This window comes from Natronobacterium haloterrestre, assembly GCF_900112205.1.
Lineage (GTDB): Archaea > Halobacteriota > Halobacteria > Halobacteriales > Natrialbaceae > Natronobacterium > Natronobacterium haloterrestre.
The window spans coordinates 170,880-192,336 of sequence record NZ_FOKW01000002.1; the positions used below are offsets into that span (position 1 = coordinate 170,880).

20 protein-coding genes are annotated in these 21,457 nt (G+C 67.2%); 11 read left to right on the forward strand and 9 right to left on the reverse strand.

The window, feature by feature from the left end; genetic code table 11:
* Window positions 1-6 precede the first annotated feature (6 nt).
* A complete protein-coding gene (locus BM113_RS04915) occupies window positions 7-1,539 on the reverse strand; it encodes a heme-binding protein (RefSeq protein ID WP_089785883.1) in 1,533 nt (510 codons plus the stop codon).
* Window positions 1,540-1,671: 132 nt separating this feature from the next.
* Between BM113_RS04915 and BM113_RS04920 the strand changes: the two genes are divergently transcribed.
* On the forward strand, window positions 1,672-2,193 hold the full coding sequence (locus BM113_RS04920; protein WP_089785885.1) for a PadR family transcriptional regulator: 522 nt from the start codon (window positions 1,672-1,674) through the stop codon (window positions 2,191-2,193).
* 11 nt (window positions 2,194-2,204) lie between these two features.
* Here BM113_RS04920 and BM113_RS04925 read toward each other — a convergent pair whose 3' ends face one another.
* The 7 genes from BM113_RS04925 to BM113_RS04955 all read right to left on the reverse strand — a co-directional run bounded on the left by BM113_RS04925 (window position 2,205) and on the right by BM113_RS04955 (window position 11,080).
* Window positions 2,205-3,119, reverse strand: a complete 915-nt coding sequence (locus BM113_RS04925; RefSeq protein WP_089785887.1) for a formyltransferase family protein — start codon at window positions 3,117-3,119, stop codon at window positions 2,205-2,207.
* 254 nt (window positions 3,120-3,373) lie between these two features.
* Window positions 3,374-5,212, reverse strand: coding sequence for a site-2 protease family protein (locus BM113_RS04930; RefSeq protein WP_089785889.1), 1,839 nt, complete (start codon window positions 5,210-5,212; stop codon window positions 3,374-3,376).
* 99 nt (window positions 5,213-5,311) lie between these two features.
* Complete coding sequence (lysS, locus tag BM113_RS04935; protein ID WP_089785891.1) at window positions 5,312-7,012, reverse strand: lysine--tRNA ligase; 1,701 nt, start codon at window positions 7,010-7,012, stop codon at window positions 5,312-5,314.
* A complete protein-coding gene (gene pyrH, locus BM113_RS04940; protein ID WP_007140230.1) occupies window positions 7,009-7,755 on the reverse strand; it encodes a UMP kinase in 747 nt (248 codons plus the stop codon). Before pyrH ends, lysS begins: the two co-directional genes overlap by 4 nt.
* Window positions 7,756-7,863: 108 nt before the next feature.
* Window positions 7,864-8,583, reverse strand: coding sequence for a universal stress protein (locus BM113_RS04945; protein WP_089785893.1), 720 nt, complete (start codon window positions 8,581-8,583; stop codon window positions 7,864-7,866).
* Window positions 8,580-9,959 (reverse strand): APC family permease, encoded by a 1,380-nt coding sequence (locus BM113_RS04950; protein WP_089785895.1) that lies wholly within the window; start codon window positions 9,957-9,959, stop codon window positions 8,580-8,582. Before BM113_RS04950 ends, BM113_RS04945 begins: the two co-directional genes overlap by 4 nt.
* A 77-nt stretch (window positions 9,960-10,036) precedes the next feature.
* On the reverse strand, window positions 10,037-11,080 hold the full coding sequence (locus BM113_RS04955) for a CapA family protein (RefSeq protein WP_089785897.1): 1,044 nt from the start codon (window positions 11,078-11,080) through the stop codon (window positions 10,037-10,039).
* A gap of 103 nt (window positions 11,081-11,183) precedes the next feature.
* Here BM113_RS04955 and BM113_RS04960 point away from each other — a divergent pair, with 103 nt between their 5' ends.
* The 3 genes from BM113_RS04960 (at window position 11,184) to BM113_RS04970 (ending at window position 13,904) form a co-directional block, all read left to right on the forward strand.
* Complete coding sequence (locus BM113_RS04960) at window positions 11,184-12,068, forward strand: molybdopterin synthase (RefSeq protein ID WP_089785899.1); 885 nt, start codon at window positions 11,184-11,186, stop codon at window positions 12,066-12,068.
* A 257-nt stretch (window positions 12,069-12,325) separates the two neighbouring features.
* Window positions 12,326-12,565 carry a DUF7123 family protein gene (locus BM113_RS04965; protein ID WP_089786448.1) on the forward strand — a complete coding sequence of 80 codons (240 nt, stop codon included), beginning with the start codon at window positions 12,326-12,328 and terminating at the stop codon, window positions 12,563-12,565.
* Window positions 12,566-12,740: 175 nt separating this feature from the next.
* Window positions 12,741-13,904 (forward strand): site-2 protease family protein, encoded by a 1,164-nt coding sequence (locus tag BM113_RS04970; protein WP_089785901.1) that lies wholly within the window; start codon window positions 12,741-12,743, stop codon window positions 13,902-13,904.
* 2 nt (window positions 13,905-13,906) lie between these two features.
* Here BM113_RS04970 and thiL read toward each other — a convergent pair whose 3' ends face one another.
* On the reverse strand, window positions 13,907-14,857 hold the full coding sequence (gene thiL / locus BM113_RS04975) for a thiamine-phosphate kinase (RefSeq protein ID WP_089785903.1): 951 nt from the start codon (window positions 14,855-14,857) through the stop codon (window positions 13,907-13,909).
* A 134-nt stretch (window positions 14,858-14,991) separates the two neighbouring features.
* Between thiL and BM113_RS04980 the strand changes: the two genes are divergently transcribed.
* The 7 genes from BM113_RS04980 (at window position 14,992) to hisS (ending at window position 21,027) form a co-directional block, all read left to right on the forward strand.
* Window positions 14,992-15,447, forward strand: a complete 456-nt coding sequence (locus BM113_RS04980; RefSeq protein ID WP_089785905.1) for a 30S ribosomal protein S19e — start codon at window positions 14,992-14,994, stop codon at window positions 15,445-15,447.
* Between the two features lie 170 nt (window positions 15,448-15,617).
* Window positions 15,618-15,965, forward strand: a complete 348-nt coding sequence (locus BM113_RS04985; protein ID WP_007140223.1) for a DNA-binding protein — start codon at window positions 15,618-15,620, stop codon at window positions 15,963-15,965.
* A 10-nt stretch (window positions 15,966-15,975) separates the two neighbouring features.
* The gene (locus BM113_RS04990) at window positions 15,976-16,566 is read left to right on the forward strand and encodes a DUF7411 family protein (protein WP_089785907.1); all 591 of its coding nucleotides are present in this window, start codon (window positions 15,976-15,978) and stop codon (window positions 16,564-16,566) included.
* 126 nt (window positions 16,567-16,692) lie between these two features.
* On the forward strand, window positions 16,693-17,355 hold the full coding sequence (locus BM113_RS04995) for an HAD family hydrolase (RefSeq protein WP_245757974.1): 663 nt from the start codon (window positions 16,693-16,695) through the stop codon (window positions 17,353-17,355).
* 239 nt (window positions 17,356-17,594) lie between these two features.
* A complete protein-coding gene (locus BM113_RS05000; protein ID WP_089785911.1) occupies window positions 17,595-18,596 on the forward strand; it encodes a S49 family peptidase in 1,002 nt (333 codons plus the stop codon).
* Window positions 18,593-19,606 carry a hypothetical protein gene (locus BM113_RS05005; RefSeq protein ID WP_089785913.1) on the forward strand — a complete coding sequence of 338 codons (1,014 nt, stop codon included), beginning with the start codon at window positions 18,593-18,595 and terminating at the stop codon, window positions 19,604-19,606. The genes BM113_RS05000 and BM113_RS05005 overlap by 4 nt, the downstream gene beginning before the upstream one ends.
* Window positions 19,607-19,728: 122 nt before the next feature.
* Complete coding sequence (gene hisS, locus BM113_RS05010; protein ID WP_089785915.1) at window positions 19,729-21,027, forward strand: histidine--tRNA ligase; 1,299 nt, start codon at window positions 19,729-19,731, stop codon at window positions 21,025-21,027.
* Window positions 21,028-21,457 lie beyond the last annotated feature (430 nt).

Genomic DNA, 21,457 nt, shown 5'->3' on the forward strand with positions numbered 1-21,457 from the left:
CCCGGGTCAGGCCAGGAAGACGTGGCGCGGCCGATCCGCGAGGACGTCACGACCGTAGTCGACCGTCTCGGAGAACTCCTCGCTGCGGAAGAACGCCATCGCGTCCTCGCGGGAGTCCCACCGGCTGGCGATGAACATGTCGTTCTCGTCCTCGCGGTTCGCGAGGAGGTCGGTCTTCCGGTGGCCGTCCATCTCCGCGAGCAGACCGGACACGTCGCCGAACGTGCCGACGAAGTCCTCGCGGTGTTCGGGCTTGACGGTGTAGAACATGCCCATCGTTCCCCAGGAGTCCGCGTCGTCGTCGCCGGCCTGGCGGACGACGTCGGGGAGGTCGGCGAGGAACCCGGCCGCGGTGTCTGCGGCCCGTTCGGTGTCCCAGAGGCTGACGACCGCGTTCTCGGCAGCCTCGTCGCCGGTCACGGACTCGTAGACGGCGGTCTTGACGTGGGTGTCGTAGTGGTCGAAGTTCGAACGGAGCCCCTCGACCTCCTCGAACAGTTCCTCGGAGTCGGCTTCGGAGTAGAGCACGACCGCGTAGACGTCCTCGCCGTGGGGCTGGCCGCCGTAGACGCCCATCTCCTCGAGTTCGTCGCGGACGCCGTCGCCGGCGACGCTGCTGGGGGGGCCGCCGGCGTCGTCTTCGCCGTCGCCGTCGCCGTCGCCGTGGTCGTGGCCGTGACCGTGGCCCTCGCCGTCGCTCTCACCCGGATGCCCCTCGCCGTGAGCGTGGGGATGACCCGTGTCGTCGTCTTCCGCCGGAACCGCGTCCCCGGCCATGTAGGCGTCCAGATCGTGGGGCTCGAACCGCCGTCCGACGTAGAACCGGCCGAACTCGGCGTACTTCGAGGTCGAGGGGTCGAACCGCATCTCCGCGAGCAGGTTCTTGATGTTCGCGGGGTCGTCCGCGAACAGCGAGACGCTCCACTCGTAGTCGTCGAACCCGATGCTGCCCGCGGTGATCTGGCTGACCTTGCCGCCGTAGCTGCGGCCGATGTCGCCGTGGGAACTCATGTGCTCCGAGCGGTCCTCGAACGGCAGGTCGTACCAGTTGTACTCCGGATCGCGCCGTTTCTCCATCGGGTAGAAGTTGACGTACTCCGCGTCGGGGATCTGTGGGTAGAGCTTCTGCTCTAAGTACCGCGAGAGGCCGGTATCCTCGACTTCCTCGTCGTCCTCGAAGTAGGCGTCGGTGACGTAGTCGGAGACCTCCGCGACCGAGACGTAGGAGTCGGTTCGCTCGGTGAACTCGGCGAGCGCAGTTTGATCGAACCGCCGACCCACCTGCTCGACGTCGGCCATCGTCGGCCGGATGTGCATGAACAGGAGATCCGTCTCGTGACCGAGCATGGCAAAAAGCGCGGAGTCGCCGTCCTCGGCGTCGGCGACCGCCTCACAGTCGGCGAGGAACGACTGCCCCTCCTCGAGTGCACGTTCGCGGACGTGTTCCGGGGCGTCTCGCCAGGCGTCCCAGTCGATCGTCCGGAAGTCGTGCAGGATGTACCAGCCCTCTTTGGTTCGCGGTGGTGTCCGTCCTTCCATGGCCGGGGGTTAGGAAGCGACCGATAAGAAGGGACTGCTTCGTTTTCAGCCCCCGGCATTCGACGGGCCGTGCGAACGGCGCGTTGCTGGGACCGAAACCCTTTACGTACGTCCGTTTAAATCACGGATCACATGCGGAAAAGTGGGCCGCCGAAAGGAGTCATCGCCTATCTCGTCCTCGAACTCCTCGAGGAGAAACCGCGGTACGGGTACGAGATCCTCAAGGAGATCAAGGAGATCAGCGGCGGTCACTGGGAGCCGTCTTACGGGTCGGTGTACCCCATCCTCTACAAGTTCGAGGAGAAGGGATGGGCCGAGCGCATCGAGCGCGAGGACGAACCGGACCGGAAGTACTTCGAACTCACCGACGACGGGCGCGAGGAACTCGCGGCCCGCCGGGAGGAAAGCGCCGAGAAGGGTCGTGACTTCGCCGACGTCATCCTGGGCTTTTTCCACGTCTACGCGGCGTTCTCGACGGACGACCGGTTCGAAATCCCCGAAGTCGAGGGCGAGTGGCGGTTCGACGAGGAGTTCAGCAGGTGGGTCGTCGAACAGGTCGTTCGCCACCACGAACACTACTTCGATACGGAGTTCGAGCGGATCGACGCGACTCCCGAGGAGTTCTACGAGCGCCACGGCATCGACGAGGAGTAGGAGTGACCTCCCTACGACTCGGTTCGTTCGCCCCGCTGTACCCCTTCCTCGAGCGGCTCCGGGTTCTCGAGCCGTCTGCGAACCCGTCCGGCGACGTTCTTCGCGAGCACTCGCGTCGCGAACGGCACCGTCCGGCGCTGGCTCCGGTAGTAGAACTCGCCGAGTTGTTCGTCCGGAACCGATTCGGGTTCGAACGACGGGTCCCGAAGGTTGGCGACTCCCTCGCGTAACAGTCGGATCTGGACCGTCGCGAGCCGGTCGAACACGTCCCAGAGCGTGTAACATCCCTCGAGCGACACCTCGTCGTAGGCGACGATTTCGCCGCCGTCGATCGACTCGTCCAGTCGCTGGAGCGTCGTGCCGGCGCGGGACCGGCCGTCGTGGAAGATCGCCGGCGGCCCCATGCCCCGGTACCTCCGGATGTCGGCCGGGTGGAAACTCACCACGCCGTACTCCGGGGCCGTGAGAACGTCTCCGCGGACGAGTCCGAACCCGAACCGGACGACGACGTCACACCGGTCGGCGATCGTATCGACAGCGTCGTCGGGGAGTTCGTTCCAGCCGTCGTCGGTCAACGGCTCGCAGGCGAGGTGATCTGCGTCGGCGACGGCGTCGACGTTCTCTACGGACCGGCGGTGCCACAGCGGCTGTTCGTCGCCCAGCACCCGTCCCAGCGCCCGCTCGGCGAGGACGAAGGTCCAGGCCCGTTCCAGGCGAAACGTGTCGACGAACTCGCGGACGTCCGCGAGGGTGATCCGATCCTTCGTGTTCCAGGATTCGGCTTCCGCGTCCGAATCGGCGTTCCGGACGACCAGCGAGAGTTCCGTTCCCGTCTGGTCCCGTAACCGCTCGAGTGCACGGACCTGCCACTCGTAGAGAAAGGACTCGCTCAGGGCTCCGACCCGCAACGGGTGAGCGGCGGACATCTCTCTGCCGGGGACGGGGACTCCTGGCTCTTAGTTACCAGTTCCTTTTTCGTGGCCAACGAGTCCGTATCGCTCCGATACGTTCGGTCGGCCGCGCCGTTCCCGGTCTCGAGATCGACCGACGGAAGGGCCGCGGATTGGCGGGCGGGCAGATCTCGTCGGAATCGGCGGACGGAATCCGGGCCTCGAGCGGTAGCCGCGTCGAACGACGGCCGTTGGCTCCGGTTTCGAACGAACGCCGCCGGTACGCGGCGTTACCCGGCGAGTATTCCCGGCGCGAACAACATCGCCAGGAAGCTGATCAGCATGGTCAGCCCGACCGAGGTCGTCACCATTCGGACCATCCGGCGGGTCGCGTCGATCGGGAGCCGGGAGATCACCGCCTCCGTGCTGGTCCGGAGGATGTGGCCGCCGTCCAGCGGGAAGGCGGGGATGCAGTTGAAAAAGCCCAGTTGGACGTTGATCCAGCCGGTCCAGAAAAGCAGGTTCGCGATCAGGAACACCGTGGTGTCGCCGAGCGCGGCCAGCGACCCCTGGACCTGGTAGAAGTTCTCGATGCCGCCCGTGAAGCCGGCGAAATTGAACGGGAGCGCGCCGATGACGCCGACGATCGGCAACAGCAGGGCGATGCCGATCTTGCCGAGGAAGCTGTCGGTGAGCACGCCGAAGCTGCTGTCACCTTCGCCGCCGAGGACCGTCAGGTACTCTTCGGCCGGGTAGAGTTGCACGCCGACGTCCGCGACCTCGAAGCCGGTCGTCCCCGGCGTCGCGCCGATTCCGAGGAACCCGTCGTCGGACTGGTAGGGACTCTCGCCGAGGGTCACCTCGAGTTCCTGCCGTTCGCCGCCGAGGTAGCCGGCGAGGGTCACCTCGTCGCCGGGCTCCCCGCCGTCGAGGAGCGGCCCGAGGTCGGCGTAGCTGTGGACGCGTTCGCCCTCGAAGGAGGTGATGACGAACGTCTCGTCGGTCGGGCCGAGTTCGGACTCGAGCGGTTCACCCTCGAGCACCCGGACGGCCGCACCGATCGGGACCTCGCGCTCGAGGCGGTCTCCGTCCGTCGGATCGATCGTCAGCGTCGCGACCTCGTCGTCGCCGACGGCCTGGCGGAACTCGTGTTCGGTCGCGACCTCCCGTCCGTCGACCGCGACGATCGCATCGCCGGCCTCGAGTCCCGCGGGACCGCCGTCGACCGCCGCGGTGACGATCAGCGAGCGGTCGAACGTGATCGTCTCTCCGTCGTTGATCTCGACGGTTACCTGCTCGCCGTCGGCGCTCTCGAGGCGGTCGGCGAGGTCGTCGTTGTCCGCGACCGGGCTCCCGTCGATGGCGGTGATCCGATCGTTGGGCTGGAGGCCGGCCTCGGCGGCGGGCGAGTCGGGGGCGACGCCGCCGACGGCGGCACCCGGGGCGACGGCGATCGACCCCGCGACGGGACCGAAAAGCAGGGCGAACGCGACCAGCGTGATCGCGAAGTTGTTCGTGACGCCGGCGGCGAACATCCGGGTCTGGCTGCCGCGGGAGGCGTTCTTGCTGCTTTGCTGGTCGGGTTCGACGAACGCGCCGACGGGGAGGACGGCGAGCATCGCGATCCCCATCGACTCGATGTCGATGTCCTCGACGCGACAGAGCAGCCCGTGGCCGCCCTCGTGGACGACGAGTCCGACGAGGAGGCCGAAGACGATGCCGGGGGTGGCAGACAGCGGCAGGAAGTCGTTGACGCCGGGGATGACGAGGACGTTCCGCGGTTGCTGGACGGCCGTCGACGGCTGCGGCGAGGAGAGCGAACTGATCGCCGCGAGCAGGAGGAACCCGAACATCGCGACCATCACGACGAGCGCGATGCCGATGCCGAGGTTCGCCCAGGCTCGCCAGAACCGCCTGGGGCCGGACAGCCAGTCGAGGAACTCGCGCCCACGCTTGGTGTGGAACGTGAGGATCGGACCCTGGGTGCCGACGAAGTCGGGGAGCAGGTCCGCGTTCCGTAGCGCGATGATCGCGGCCCAGTAGAGCCCCAGGCCGACGACGACCCACGTCAGTAGCTCCGAACCGAAGAGTTCGGGCGGCGAGATGAAAGCAGGGAACCCGTAGTCCATCGGTCCTAACTCAGGGAGGCGTTCTCAAAGGGCTTTTGTCTATGTGTGTTTCCGGCCGTGCAGGTGCGGACGTGTCGCGGTCTCGAGGCGAGCGGTGGATCACCGCTCGCGGCGGAGACGAGCCACGACGAACTCCCGATCGAGCTTCGCGAGGAACGGCCCGAGCTTCGGCCCCTGGTCCTCGTCGAAGAACAGGCGGTAGCCGGCCGCGAAGAACGCGCCGACGTCGACGTCGTGGCGCTTGGCCGTCTCGTAGATCTCGCCCTGGATCTCCTCGGGATCGTGGCCCGCCTCGATGAAGTCGGCCAGCTCCTCGAGGGCGTCCTCCGTGGCGGCGTCGAAGTCGTGGTCGGGGATCTCGCTGCGCTTGAGCTCGTAATCGAACTCGTTGCCCGTGCGACGCGCCCAGTTGCGGGCGCGTTCGACGCGTGCGAGTGCTCCGTCGACCGCCCACTCGGGGGCGTCGTCGGGGATGTGTCCTTGCTTGCGGGCGACCTCCTCGCGGAGGTCGGGATCGTCGAACATCCCGAGCACGGCGGCGAACGTGTAGGGCAGGCGAACCCGCTCCTCGCGGGGTTCGTCGACCAGCAGCGGGTAGACGCGCTCGGCGAAGGCCGTCTCGTCCTCGTCGGCCTCCACCTCGCCGAAGTAGATCCGCTCGAGGCGGTCGAACTCGTCGACGAGCTGGTCGAGCCGCTCGATGCTGAAGTCCCTTGCCTTCACGGGGTCTTTCGCGAAGAAGTACCGCAGAACCTCGGGCTCGAGCAGTTCGAGCACGTCAGAGACGAGGATGACGTTGCCCTCGGAGGAGGAGAACGGCTCGCCCTCGAGGGTGAACCACTCGTAGACCATCGGGACGGGTGGTTCGATCTCGAGGACGTTGCGCGCGACGTCCTGGCCGCTGGGCCAGGAGCCCTCGGCGTGGTCCTTGCCGAAGGGTTCGAAGTCGACGCCGAGTTCCTTCCACTGGGCGGGCCACTCGAAGCGCCAGGGCATCTTCCCCTCCCGCAGGGTGGCGGTGCCCTCGTGGCCACAGCCCTCGATGGTGCGGTCGCCGGCGTCCATGTCCGTACAGCGGTAGTCGACGGTCGGTCCGTCGCCCTCGAGATCCACGCTCGTCACCGTCTCCGTAATCTTCCCGCACTCCTCGCAGATCGGGTTGAACGGGACGTACTCGTCGTCGACCTTGTCCTGGTACGCCGCGAGCACCTCGCGGGCACGGTCGCGGTGCTCGAGGACGAATCGCGTGACGTCCTCGAGGTCGCCGTTCTCGTACAGTTCCGTGTTCGAGACGAGGTCGATCGGGACGTCGACGGCCTCGGCGCTGTCGGCGATGATTTGCGAGAAGTGGTCGCCGTAGGAGTCACAGCAGCCGAACGGGTCGGGGATGTCGGTGTACGGCGAGCCGAGGTTGCGGCCGAGCGCGCCGGCGTCGACCTCTCCCAGGTCGACGAGGTTCCCCTCGAGGTCACAGAGCGTTCGCGGGAGCTTCCGCAGCGGGTCCCGGTCGTCGGCGGTGAAGACCTGGCGGACCTCGTGGCCCCGCTCGCGGAGGACTTCGGCGACGAAGTAGCCGCGCATAATCTCGTTGACGTTCCCGAGGTGGGGGACGCCGGAGGGGGAGATGCCGCCCTTGATGACGATCGGTTCCTCGGGGTCGCGGTCTTCGATCCGGTCCGCGACCGTGTCCGCCCAGAACGCGTGTTGTGTCTCGATGTCGTCCCGCTGGAGCGTGTAGGGGCTGATCTCGGCGTTCGAATCGAGGTCGCCGGCGTCGCCAGTATCGGTCTCTTCGGTCATCGCTCGCGGTCGTCCTCCGCTTCCTCGTCCCCGGCCCAGTACGTCGGCTCCTCGCCGACGCCGTCCGGGATCACGTCGGTTCCCTCGTGATCGCCCTGTCGAACCGCGCGGGCGATCCGGTCGGGATCGGTGCCGTCGAGGACGATCGTCCGCATCCCCGAGCGCTCGATGATCTTCGCCGCCAGCAGGTCGACCGGGGCGGAGGACCCGGCGTTCATCTCGAGGCCGGCGATGGCGTCGACGAGTTCGCCGGCCGAGAGCCGGTCGTACTTCGTCGCGTCGTCGGACTCGTTGGGGTCGTCACTGTAGACGCCGGGGACGCTCGTGGCGTACACGAGCAGGTCGGCGTCGATGTACTCCGCGAGCGCGGCCCCGACGGCGTCGGTGGTCTGGGCCGGGGCGACCCCGCCCATGACCGAGACGTCGCCGCGACGCAGCGCCTCGCCGGCCTCGTCGTAGTCCTCCGCGGGCGCGGTGACGGCCTCCTCGCCGAGCGCGGCGATCAGCAGCCGTGCGTTGAGCCGCGTGACGTCGATGCCGAGCTGGTCGAGTTCGATCTCGTTCGCCCCCAGATCCCGGGCGGCTCCGATGTATTCGCGCGCGACGCCCCCGCCGCCGACGACGGCGCCGACCCGACAGCCGTCCTCGACGAGGTCCTCGATGACGGCAGCGTGTTCTGCCACTCGATCCGCACCGGGTTCCGGCACGAGCACGCTCCCACCGATAGAGACGACCACTTTCATGCTAACCCGGTGTAACCGGGATGCTATCTTAAGGGTTGCCAACTGACCGGCGAGCGGCACGCGTTCGTCTGGCAAGCGGTGCCAGCCAGCGCCTCGAGCGCCGCCGGCTCACTCGACGGCCGGCCGCCGGACGACGAGGACGGGCGCCGCGGCTCCCGTGGCGATACGCTCGTGTGTCTCACCCAGTATGTGGTCCCGAAGACGGGGTTCAGTCTCGCCGACGACGAGGAGGTCGTGATCGTTCGCGGCGGCGACCAGTGCGTCGATCGGAGTGTCCGCCCGCTCGACCGTTCGGGTCAGCCGGTCCGGATCGATGCCGGCGTCCTCGAGCGCCGTCTCGACGGCCGAGAGGATTCGGTCGATCTCGTCGTTGCCCTCGTCCTCGAGGGCGGCGTGGTAGACCGTGATCGCCGACTCATCGCCCTGCGTGAGCGCGGCGACCGTCGAGGCGGCGGCCGGCACCGTCGCGTCGCTTCGAACGGCGACGACGACGTCCTCGATCTCGGTCGCCGGCGCCGGAAACAGGACGACGGCCCGCTCGAGGTCGGCGACGACCCGCTCGACGGTCTCGTTCGCGTCGTGGGTGAACGAGAGCCGGGTGTCGACGTCGGCGCCCGCCGCCGCGAACCCCTCCGCGACGGTCTCTATGGTCCGGGACGCGCCCTCCTCGAACTGTTCCCGGGCCTGCGTCGAACTCGTCTGATCGGGAATCTCGACGACGCCGAGGACGAGCACGGGGAGCGGTGCGACGAACTCGGCGAGGGCGTCCGAGACCGTCGGCCCCGCCATCACCTCGATCGGGACGACGATGGTCGGCGTCGGAGTCATGACTCGAGCGCTCCTTTGAGGGATGTCTCGGCGCCGTGCACATAATACCACACCGCCGCTCCGGCCACGACGACGGCTCCGAGCAGCTGTGAGAGTGGCTGCATGAACGCCGTCAGGCCGAAGCTCGCGACGGCACCCAGGGCCGGCACGAGGGGGGAGCCGGGGCTCTCGAACGACGGGTCGTACCAGTCGGGGTCGGATCGCCGGAGGACAAGCAGCGACACGCAGATCAACCCGTACATCACCAGGTGGAGGAACGACGCGACCTCAGCGAGGATCTCGGTTCGGCCGGAGCCCACCAACAGGACCGCCACCCCGCCGACGAACGAGAGCGCGAAGTGGGGGGTGCCGTATTTCCGGCTCAGTCGGGCGCCGGCCGGCGGCGCGAGCGCGTCCGAACTCAGCGCGTAGATGACCCGGGAGGCCCCCAGGATCGAGGCGTTCGCGCTCGAGAGCGTCGCCAGGAGTCCGCCGACGAGGATGCCGAGCACCCCGATCGAGCCGAGGTAGGCGCGTGCGACCTCGACGATCGCGGTCTCGCCCATCCCGGCGATGGTCCCCGGGTCGAAGGTACTCGCCGCGATCAGGATCGTGACGACGTAGAGTATTCCCACGAGCAGGACCGAACCGACCATCGAGCGCGGCAGCGTCCGATCGGGTTCGACGACGTCCTCGGCGACCGTCGCGATCTGTGCGAACCCGAGATACGACGTGAACACGAGCGCGGCCGTCGTGAGCACCGGCCCGAACCCGCGCGGGGCGAACGCCGCCGGAAGCGACGGGTCGCCCCTGATCCCGACCACGTCGAGGGCGCTGACTGACAACAGGACCGCGAGGATCGCCAGCAGGACGCCGACGACCGCGTTCTGGATCGACTCGGTGTGTTCGGTCCCGGAGATGCTCACGGCTGTCAGGAGGAGACCCGCAGCGCCGCCGGCGAAGACCGCGAGGGGGAACGGACCGACGGTCGCGCGTTCGGTCTCGACGACGCCGGCCTCGAGGAGGGTCGTGAGGGCGTACTCGCCGAGGCCGACGAGGTAGAACGCGGACGCGAACAGCAGCCCGAAACACAGGCCGATCCCGACGATCGCCCCCGCGAGCGCGCCCATGCTCCGGGAGACGAAGTAGTAACCCCCGCCGCTTTTCGGCATCGCAGTCGCGAGTTCCGCGGTCGGGAGCGCAACGAGCAACGCGATGACCGCGCCGATCGCGAACGAGACGGACGCAGCGGGGCCGGCCCGCCCGGCGGCCAGTCCCGGGAAGACGAAGATTCCCGCCCCGATCATCGTGCCGACGCCGATCGTCAGTGCACCCACGAACCCGACCGTCCGCTCGAGGTCGGATTCGGTCGCCACTCCGGCCTCGTCCGTCGCCATGGCGATTCGTACGGAACTGTGGCTGTTCAACCTACCGACACGAGCCGACCGCTGTCGGCCGATACGCTCCGATAGCGCTACCCATCCCGCTCGAGCGGGAGCACGAGCGACTCGGCGTCGCGGTCGAACTCGGTCCCGAACGGCGACGACAGCTCCCGCATTCGATCCCGTGCCCACTCGGCCGCGTCGGGACCCGCCTCGCGGGCCGCACAGTCGTCGATCTCCGTCGGCTCGAGTCGCAACTCCCGAAGCTCGCCGTCCGGGGAGACCGAGAGGACGAACAGGAAGCTCCGGTCGTTTCGCAGCTCCGGGTCGACCCTGTAGTCGTCGACGAAGTCGCCCGTATCGTACAGAATCGGCCGCCCGTCGTGAACCTCGATCCCCTGGAAGACGTGGGCACTGTGGCCGTGAACCAGGTCCACGCCCTCCTCGATCAGCCAGCGGCCGAACTCGCGGAACGACTTCGGCGGTTCCGTGACCATGTTCGGCCCCCAGTGCAGCGACGCGACCAGCAGGTCCGGCTCCGCCTCTCGAGCGCGCTCTATGGCCTCCCGAACGCGCCGTCTCGTCCGGTCGTCGTCGACGTCGACGTCGATCCAGGCGGTTCCCGGCGAGTCCTCGTCGGCCGCGTACTCGCGGGTGTTGTCGGTCAGGGAGGCGACGGCGAGTTCGAAGTGGTCCTCGTCGCCACCATCGCCATCGCCGTCGACCGTAACGACCGCCGGCTCGAGCGCCTCGTCGATCGTCTCCCCGGCACCCGTGCGGGCGATCCCCGCTTCGTCCAGGTGCTCGAGGGTGTCCCGCAGCGCCACCACCTCGTAGTCCAGCACGTGGTTGTTCGCCAGCGTACAGACGTCGACCCCGGCCGCCTCGAGCGCCGGCACCGCCCAGTCGGGGTCCGCCCGGAAGTGGAAGGGGCGGTTCGTCCGCTGCCACTCCCGGCCCCGCGTCGAGAGACAGCACTCGAGGTTGCCGACGAGCGCGTCGAGTTCCCGGAGCCGCTCGAGCATCGTTCCCCACACCGCGTCGGGCGGCCGCTCGCGCTGTCGCCGGTCGACCAGGCGGCCGAGCATGACGTCGCCGACGAAGCCGATCCGGTGTGTCTCTTCCTCTCGAGACATACGGTAACGTTCGACAGTGACTGACAAAACGATCCAGGGTGCCACGGTGGTCGCGGCGGGGTGGCGACAGCTACAAACCCCGACACGACCATGTTTCGGGCATATGCACGTACTCGGCATCATCGACCGCGGGGTCGACGGCGACGCGGTAGAACGAGTCGTCGATCGGGTCGTCGACCGGCTCTCCCGGACCGGACGGGTCGGCGTCGTCAGGTACGACGCCACCATCGCGGACGGGACGCCGGTCCAGACCCGCGACGACGGGGGATCCGTCGCGCTCGGCGGCGACGTCACCTACGACCTCGGCGCGGACGGCGACTGGACGGCCACGGGGACGGGGCTGACCGTCCAGGACGCGCTCGACCGACTCGCGGTCGACTGCGACTACGCGGTCGTCGTGGGCGTCTCCGAACTGCGATACCCGTCGATAGCTATCGGACCGGAGGCGGCCGAAGCCGACGGGGACGACTCCCAGCTAGCCGTCATCGACGCTCCCGCCGACCTCGAGACGGCGTTCCCCACACCCGACCAGGGCGACGCCGACGACGGCCTCGTCGCCGCCCTCGAGGCAACTGAACCCTACGAGACGCTCGGCTCGCTCGTCGAACGCGTCAAGCGATCGCCGAAGGCCGAGCGATCCGGGGCGATCGCCACGTTCACCGGCCGCGTCCGGGCGAAAGACGCCGAAGACGACGCCCGCACCGAGTACCTGAAGTTCGAGAAGTACGAGGGCGTCGCCGACGAGCGGATGGCGACCATCGAACGGGAACTCGAGGACCGCGACGGCGTCCTCGAGGTCGAACTCTACCACCGGACGGGCGTCGTCGAGGACGGGGAGGACATCGTCTTCGTCGTCGTCCTCGCTGGCCACCGCGAGGAGGCGTTCCGAACGGTCGAGGACGGGATCAACCGTCTGAAAGACGAGGTGCCGCTGTTCAAGAAGGAAGTGACGGTCGAGGACGAGTTCTGGGTCCACGACCGACCCTGACCCGCTTTTCTCCACGTCAGCACCGGTAGAATACGAAGACATTCGAGATAAATAGAACAAGAAGGTACCGTGAGTATTGCGAACGGTATAATAGATTAGATGCGACGATAAAAAGTCTCGAGCCATCTGAGGAGACAGTAAAACATCTACTACGAAAGAATAAAAGATCAATTACCGCCGGAACTGCTGAACGCGGACGAAACGGCGCTAACCGTCCCGCCTTTATAACATATCCTCGCCACAACGCGGTGACGTCGATGAGCACGACAACGCAACCCTCCACGGAAAGCAAGGAACGCCGCCTGAAACGCTACCTGCGCGAACGCGCCGAAGACGGAGAGCTCTACTTTAAGGGCAAGTTTATCGCCGACGAGGTCGGGCTCTCCCCCAAGGAGATCGGCGCGCTGATGGTCAAACTCTCGGAGTCGGCGAGTGACCTCGAAATCGAGAAGTGGTCGTACACGAGCGCGACCACGTGGCGCGTGGAACCCGCGTAGATCGGTCTGGTCCCCGCATCATCGCGTTTTCCGCTTTCACTGTTCTCCCTCGCCCCGCTCTGCCCCGTTTTGCGTTTAACTCTGGCCCGGGAGCCAGGGCACTCGATTTCGCCCGTTCGCAGGGAGGCGAACCGACAGCAGTCGATTTATACCCGGCCATCGTCAAGAACACACGATGGACGACGGCGATTCGACCGGGTTCGGGAGGGCGCCCTCCGACGCCGGCCTCGAGGCTGGGCCGCCCCTCTCGCGGATCCGGTCGGCGTTCGCGGTCTACGAGGTCCGAACCGAGGGCGAGGACGACGACCGGCTCGTGTACTACGGCGACCCGCTGAAACAGCCCGAGCAGGTGATGCAGGACCTGTGGCCCGTCTTCCGCGAAGCGGGGTACGACCTCGAGTTGCGGACACGCCACGGGGAGTACGTACTCGTCGCGGAGCCGATCAGCGTCGGCATCGACGGCGTCCCCTGGACGAACGTTCTCCTGCTCGCGCTGACGGTCGTCTCGACGCTGTTTGCCGGGTCGATGTGGTATCACATCGACCCGATCGCCAACCCGACCGAGATGTGGCGCGCGTGGCCGTTCACGGTGGCCATCCTGGGTGTCCTCGGGGTTCACGAGATGGGTCACTACGTGCTGAGCCGCTACCACAAGGTCAAGGCGTCGCTGCCGTATTTCATTCCCGTCCCGACGCTGATCGGCACGATGGGCGCGGTCATCAAGATGAAAGGGCGGATGCCCGACCGCAAGGCGCTGTTCGATATCGGCGTCGCCGGGCCGCTCGCAGGCCTCGTCGCCACGATCGCGGTGACGATCGTCGGGCTCCACCTCCCGCCGGTCACCGCGCCGCCGGAGGTCGTCCAGGATCCCAACGCCATCCAGATCCAGCTAGGCTACCCGCCGCTGCTCGAGTTGCTCGCGGCGGCGTTCGACCAGCCGCTGTACCGGGACGATCCCGCGACGGCAGTTCACCCGGTCGTCATCGGCGGCTGGGTCGGGATGTTCGTCACCTTCCTCAACCTGATCCCCGTCGGCCAGCTCGACGGCGGGCACATCCTGCGGGCGATGGCCGGCCGCTACCAGGAGACGATCGCGGCGCTGGTGCCCGGCGTGCTGTTCGGCCTCGCTGCTTACCTCTACTACGTGGCCGACTACGGGCTGAACTCGGTGCTCATCTGGGGCATCTGGGGGGTGTTCACCGCGGTGCTGGCGTCGGTCGGCCCCGCGGAGCCGATGGACGATGGGGAGCTCGGGACCGGCCGGTTCGTCCTCGGGATCGTCACCTTCGCGCTCGGCCTGCTGTGTTTCATGCAGGTACCGATCGTGGTGATCGAGTAGCCCTACCCGTGCGTGTACCCTTCGTCCGCTAACGGCTCCCCGTCGAGGGTGATTCCGTCCTCGCCCTCGAGTACCGTTCCGATCTCCGTCACGGGTACGTCAGCGGCCTCCCGGACGGCCGCGAGTTCGTCCTCGGGAACGGTCGCGACCAGTTCGAAGTCCTCGCCGAACGTCGTCGCCAACTCGAGCGCCGCCGCCTCGTCGTCGGCCACGTCGCGAACGGCGTCGTCGATCGGGACTCGACCGCCGTCGATCGCGAACCCGCAGTCACTGGCCTCGCTCAACTGGTGGAGCGAGCGGGCGAGCCCGTCGCTCGAGTCCATCATCGCGGTCGCGTGCGGGGCGAGCGCGCGGCCGGCGGCGACCCGGGGCTCGAATCGGAAGAGGTCGTTGGCACGGTCCCGCAGTTCGGCCGCGCTCGAGTCGCCGGCGTCGGCGTCGGCGTCGGCGTCGGTCGCCCGCTCGAACAGCTCGAGGGCGGCGGCGCTTCGCCCCAGGGTGCCGGTCACGCAGACGCGGTCGCCGGGACGAGCGCCGCTTCTGGGGACGGGGACGGGGTCCGCACCGTCGCCGTCCGCGCCCGTGCGACCGATCGCGGTCGTCGCTACCGTGAACTCCTGGTGTTCGTCGAGGTCGCCCCCGACGTACTCGGCGTCGACCGCCTCGCAGACGTCGCTCGCGCCGCGGACGAACGCGAGCAGTTCCGTCCGATCGAACGCGGGGGCGGCGTAGGCGGCGACCGCGGCCGTCGCTTCGGCCCCCATCGCGGCCACGTCCGACAGCGACGCGGCGACGGACCGCCAGCCGGCCGTGTACCGGGTCGTCCCCTCGGGGAAGTCCGTCCGGTCGTGGAGCATGTCCGTCGTCACGACCAGCCCGTCGATCACGGCCGCGTCGTCGCCGACGGCCTCGAGTTCCGCGTCCAAAAGCGCCAGTGCCCCGCGTTCGTCCATACCCGCCGTTTCGACTCGAGGGCGAAAAACGGTCCGGGACCGAGTCGCGCACGAGCGGCGTCGACCGGAGCGGGGACCGCAGCGTGGACACGAATACGATGGTCTTAAATGCCGCGACAGGGAACCCAACGCCAATGGCTACGATGTACGACGTTCCGGCGGACGACCTCATCGAGGCGCTCGCCGAGGACCTCGAGGAACGGCTCGACGAACCCGACTGGGCGCAGTTCACCAAGACCGGCGCCGATCGCGAACTCCCGCCCGAACAGGAGGACTTCTGGGCAGTCCGCGCCGCGAGTCTCCTGCGCAAGGTCGCCGACCGCGGTCCCATCGGTGTCGAACGGCTCGCGACCGAGTACGGCGGCGCGAAGGGCGGCTCCACCCGCTACCGCGTCGCTCCCGCTCACCGCACCGACGGCTCCCGGAACCTGATCCGGACCATCCTCCAGCAGCTCGAGGAGGAAGGGCTCGTCGAGACCGCCGAGGGCGAAGGTCGCCGCGTCACCCCCGACGGCCAGAGTCTGCTGGACGACACTGCCGGCGACGTCCTCGAAGAACTCGACCGTCCGGAACTCGAGCGCTACGCGTAGATTACGCTACACTATACGAGTCGAGACGAGACGGCACGATACCGTAACCTACCCCGACGCCGCGGACGTTCGTTTTCCCGGCGACACCCTCGCTTTCTCCGCCAGCCCGGCGTCTGTCGGTCGGAAGTCCGTAATCATTTTCCCGCCTGCAGGAGTATACTCGTATAGTCATGAGCGAACGCCCGGACGAGGAGAAACTCGAGGAGTTGCGACAGAAGAAGATGGAGCAACTGCAGGAACGGGCCGAAGGGCAAGACGCCGAGACACAGGAGGCCGCCAAGCAACAGGCCGAAGCCCAGAAGAACGCGGTGCTGCGCCAGCATCTCACCGACGACGCCCGCAAGCGACTCAACACCGTCAAGATGAGCAAGCCCCAGTTCGGCGAGCAGGTCGAGCGCCAGGTCGTCTCGCTCGCCCGCAGCGGCCGGATTCAGGGCAAAATCGACGACGAAAAGATGAAACAGCTCCTCAAGGAGCTGAAACCCGACTCCAAGAGCTTCGACATCCAGCGCCGGTGACGTGACGGTGATGGACCTCGGCTTGCTCTACAGCGGCGGGAAGGATTCGACGCTCGCGGCGCTTCTCCTCGAGGACTTCTACGACGTGACCCTGACGACGGCCCACTTCGGCATCAGCGACGACTGGGAGCACGCCCGCGAGACCGCCGACGACCTCGGGTTCGACTTCCGACGCCTGGAACTCGATCCGGACGTCGCCTACGAGGCCGTCGACCGCATCCGGGAGGACGGCTTCCCCCGGAACGGCATCCAGCACGTCCACCAGCACGCGCTCGAGGAACTCGCGGCCGCGGACTTCGCCGCCATCGCGGACGGGACCCGACGCGACGACCGCGTGCCGACCGTCTCCCGCGCACAGGCACAGAGCCTCGAGGACCGACACGGCGTCGACTACATCGCACCCCTCTCGGGGTTCGGCCGCGGCGCGGTCGACCGCCTGGTCGACACCCACCTCGAGGTGACGGTCGGCCCCAGCGAGGAGATTCGCCGGGCCGACTACGAGGCCGAACTACGGGCGATCATCGCCGAGGAAGACGGCCGCGAAGCGGTCCGGGATTTCTTCCCGGATCACGAGCAGACGTACGTGACGGGAGTGCGATAACGCCACCTGGTTTTCGGTTTCGCCGTTCCGTTCTGGACTCGGGATCCGACGCAGTGTCGTCGTACCTATCGGTCGTCTCCCGTCCCCGATAGCAACGACTACATACCGGGAAATCGACCAGCGAACGTGACAGCGACCGTGTATTTCGACCTCGACGGAACGCTGCTCGAGTACACGCGCCCGTTCGACGAGTTGTTCGCGCGGACGCTTCCCGACGGGGTCGACGCGACGGAATCGATGGTGAAGACCTACTCCGACCGGGTGCTCGCCGCCCTGGACGACCTCGAGGACGATCCCTACGAGCGGGCGTTCGCCGCGGTTTGTCGCGAGTACGACGTGCCTGGTGATCCAGCGGCGCTCGCCGACGAATACGTCGAGACCGAGGTCGCCGCGACCCGGGTCCCCGAAACGACGCGTCGACTCGTCGAACTCGTCGCCCGGGAGCACCGCGCCGGAGTTCTCACGAACGGCGACGGGCGGATGCAGCGGCGCAAACTCACAGCGCACGGACTCGACGACCTCGTCGAGTCGGTCGTCGTCTCGAACGAGTTCGGCGCTCGCAAGCCGGCGAGCGAAATTTTCGAGCACGCGAAGGCGGAACTTCCCGCCGAAACGTTCGTCTACGTCGGCGACACCTTCGAGGAGGACATCGTTCCTGCTCGAGAGTGTGGGTTCGAAACGGTGTACGTCGGCGACGACGCTCGCACGGAAGCGACACTGACGGTGGCCGACCTCGACGATCTGGCTGCAGTGTTGCGTCCCTTACTGGACGGGACGACCAGTTCCTGAGTGCGAAGCGTCCCGTCGCTGGTAGCGGAGCGTTCGACCAGTGGTGGGCCAGCAGGGGTCCGTCGCGCGATTTCAGACCCGGAAAACGCTCGTCTCCCTCTTTTATGCCAGTTCGATAAGGTGATGCTGCTGTCGATTCCCGGTCCGCCTCTCGCCAGCCATTAGTCCACGATTCCTAGCGTAAAATAAGATAGAATGATTTTAGTATACTTACTAGATACCTTTGGCCGCACTGGTACATGAGTGGGTATCTAGACGCCGTCCGGAACCTGCTCGGGACGATCGCGCGGTCGTACGTGACGATCGTCCTGATCGCCCTCCTCGTCGGAGCCGCCGTCGCTCCGGTTGCCTGGGGGGCGACGAGCGAACCCGACGGCACGGTTGCAGTGATCGAGATGGACAGTTCGATAACCGAACGAAGCGCCGAAGCAGTGACGGACGACTTGCGGGAGGCGCGACAGAACGAATCGATCGACGCCGTCGTCCTTGCTGTCGACAGTCCCGGCGGCGGGGTCACGGCCAGCGAGAGCCTCTATCTGGCGGTCGAGCGAACCGCCCAGGAGATGCCGGTGGTCACGAGCATCCAGTCCGTTGGTGCGTCGGGCGGCTACTACATGAGCGCCCCCAGCGACGAGATCTACGTCAACCCGAGTTCGACCGTCGGAAGCATCGGCGTGCGTGCGACCCACATCGATTCCTCGTCCCCTGACCGGGAGATCACCACGGGACCGGACAAATCCGGGATGACGAGAGAACAGGTCAAACAGCGGGCCGAGAAGATGAAACAGACGTTCATCGGCTCGGTGGTCGAACACCGCGGCGACGAACTCGAGCTCTCCGAGACGGAACTCGCGTACGCGAACGTCTACATCGGCGTCGAAGCCGTCGACAACGGACTCGCGGACGAGATCGGTGACACGGACGTCGCGATCGGAGCGGCCGCCGAACAGGCCGGACTGAACGATTACGAGGTCGTCGAACTGAGCGACGATCGGACGCTCGGACTGCCGATCCTCTTCGAGGGTGGCGAAGACGGCGAGCCGGTCGTCGTCGACGAACCGCACGACCATCCCCAGACGTTCGGCGACTACGGCGGCGTCGAGACGCCCGCGTTCCTCGCGGTGTGGGGCTCGGTCGAGGGCGAGAGCGGGACGGTCGTCGATACGGCCGAATCCGATGCCGCCACGCAGATCGGAGACGAAGACGGAGACGCCGATACCAACGGGGGTGAACGACCATGACCGTGGATCGCAACGAACTTCGATCGCGGCTCCTCGTGTTCGTCGTCGTCGTCGCGTTGACGGTCACTGGCGTCGCCACCGCCGGCGTCGTCACCGACCAGGGCACGACCGAGAAGCCCACCGTCGAGGAGGCTCACTTTCAGCCCGAGAGCGTCGACGCACCGGTACTCGAGCGCGGCGGCGACATCTCGATCGACGCTGGGACGGGTTCGAAGACGATCGTGATCGACGTCGCCCACTCGAACGACGTTTCCGTCGAGGACCTCCAGCCGGCGGTCTCGGCCCTGACGGCGGCCGGGCACACGGTCGAATACTACGACCTCGACCCCGACGCACGGCCCGAGAAGCGCGAGGAAGGGCTTACCGACGCGCTCGAGGGAGCCGACGCGTACGTCGTGGTCGACCCCGGAGCCCGGTACCTGCCGAGCGAGGCGGAACTCGTCTCCGAGTTCGCGGAGGCGGACGGTCGCGTCCTGTTCCTCGGCGGTCCCGAGAGCGACGACGGCGGGTCGATCCTCGGTGCGTTCGGGTTGATGGGGCCGGCGATGGACGACGACGGCGAGTTCGCGTCGGTGACCTCCCCCTTCGGGATCGGCTACGACACCGGCTACCTGTACGACATGGAGAACTACGAGACGAACTACCGGACGATCGGCGTGACGCCGCCGGCCGACTCGGACCTCACCGAAGGAGTCGATCGCGTCGTTCTCGACGGTCCGACGCAGGTGCTGACCGCAGGCGACGAACTGCTGACGACGAACCCGACGGCGGAACACTCCGAGAGTCGCGAAGCCGACGAGTACGCCGTCGCTGCCCGGAACGACAACGCGGTCGCTATCGGTGATACGGCCCTCATGACCACCGAGAACTACAACGTCGCCGACAACGAGGTATTCATCGGAAACGTTCTCGAGTTCCTCGTCAGCGGGGACGCGGCGACCGGCGATCTCGGCGACGACGAGGCCGATGCCGACGCTGATCCCGATCGCGCTCCTGCCCAGGGTGAATAGCGGGGCGAAACTTTCGGGGTTCGGCCCTGCTCTCTGGGGCCCGACTCGAGCGGTACGCACAGGCGCGTGACTCTCCGGTCGAGAGGAAAGGATAGAAGTCCGCGCTCGGCCAACTCCTTTCCATGTACGACCGAATCAAGGGCTTTCGTGACTTCTACCCCGAGGAGATGGCCGCTCGTCGGGAGACCATCGATACCCTCGAGGACACCGCCCGCAGGTACGGCTTCCGCGAGATCGGGACGCCGGCTCTGGAGCGCGCGGAGATGTGGACCGACAAGAGCGGCGACGACATCGTCGAGGAACTGTACGCCTTCGAGGACCAGGGTGGCCGCCACGTCACGCTGACGCCGGAACTCACGCCGACCGTCGCGCGGATGGTCGTCGCCAAACAGCAGGAACTCTCGAAGCCGATCAAGTGGTTCTCCACGCGGCCGTTCTGGCGCTACGAGCAGGTCCAGCAGGGCCGCCAGCGCGAGTTCTACCAGACCAACGTCGACATCTTCGGCTCGGCCGAACCCGAGGCCGACGCCGAGATCCTGGCGTGGGCCGCCGACGCTCTGACGAACCTCGGGCTCACGGGCGAGCACTTCGAGTTCCGCATCTCCCACCGCGATATCCTGGGTGGCGTTCTCGAGACCTACGACGCGGAGGTCGACACCGACGACGCGATCCGCGCGGTCGACAAATCGGACAAGCTCTCGACGGCCGAGTACCACGACCTGCTCGTCGAGGCCGGCCTCGACTACGATCAGGCCGCCGAGTTCGACGACCTCGTCGCCGGCGGCGACCTGGAGGAGGTCAAGGCCTTCGCCGAGACCGAACGGGTGACCGACGCCGTCGAGAACCTCCAGGCCGTGCTCGCGGCCGCCGAGGACTTCGGCGCGCGCGAGTACTGTACGATCTCGCTCGAGACGGCCCGCGGGCTGGACTACTACACGGGCGTCGTCTTCGAGTGTTTCGACTCGACCGGCGAGGTGTCGCGGTCGGTCTTCGGCGGCGGCCGGTACGACGACCTAATCGAAGGGTTCGGCGGCCAGCCGACGCCCGCCGTCGGCGTCGCGCCGGGACACGCCACGCTCTCTCTGCTCTGTCAGCGCGCGGGCGTCTGGCCCGACGAGGAGTTGACGACCGACTATTACGTCCTCCAGATCGGCGATACCCGCACGGAAGCCGCCCGGATTACCCAGACGCTGCGCGACCGCGGTCACGTCGTCGAGACCGACGTCGCGGGCCGGTCGTTCGGCGCGCAACTCGATTACGCGGACTCGATCAACGCCGAGACGGTCGTCATCGTCGGCGAACAGGACCTGGCGAACGACGAACTAACGATCAAAGACATGGAAACGGGCGACCAGACACAGGTCCCCGTCGACGAGTTCCCCGGCGACCGCGACCGTCCGACGTTCGACGATTTCGCCTGACGCGGCGGTCTACGGTGTCGGTGTCGGTGTCGGTGTCGGTGTCGATTTCGCAGTCGTTACGCCCTTGCCCCCTCAACGTTCTTCCGTCCGCTCGAGTCGACCGATCGCCGGAAACCGATCCCCGGAGCCGGAGCCTCCGGGGGCCGTGCCCGTTCCGGACGTCTCCGCTGTGTCGAGCCTTCCGTGATCGCCGGAGCCACCCCGCTCGATGTCCGCTCGCTCGACCGCGTGCCCCGTTTCGCGAAAGTGTTCGAGCATCGCCCGATCCAGTGCCGTCGACTCCCCCGACGTTTCCTGCCAGTCGCAGGTTCTGCAGTACGCGTCCCCCACGACGGCATCGACGCGTGCACGTCCCGTGAACGAACTGGTTCTACATAGATGGGGTTGATGAGGGCGACCGATCGGTACAGGCACAGAATATTTTCCGATC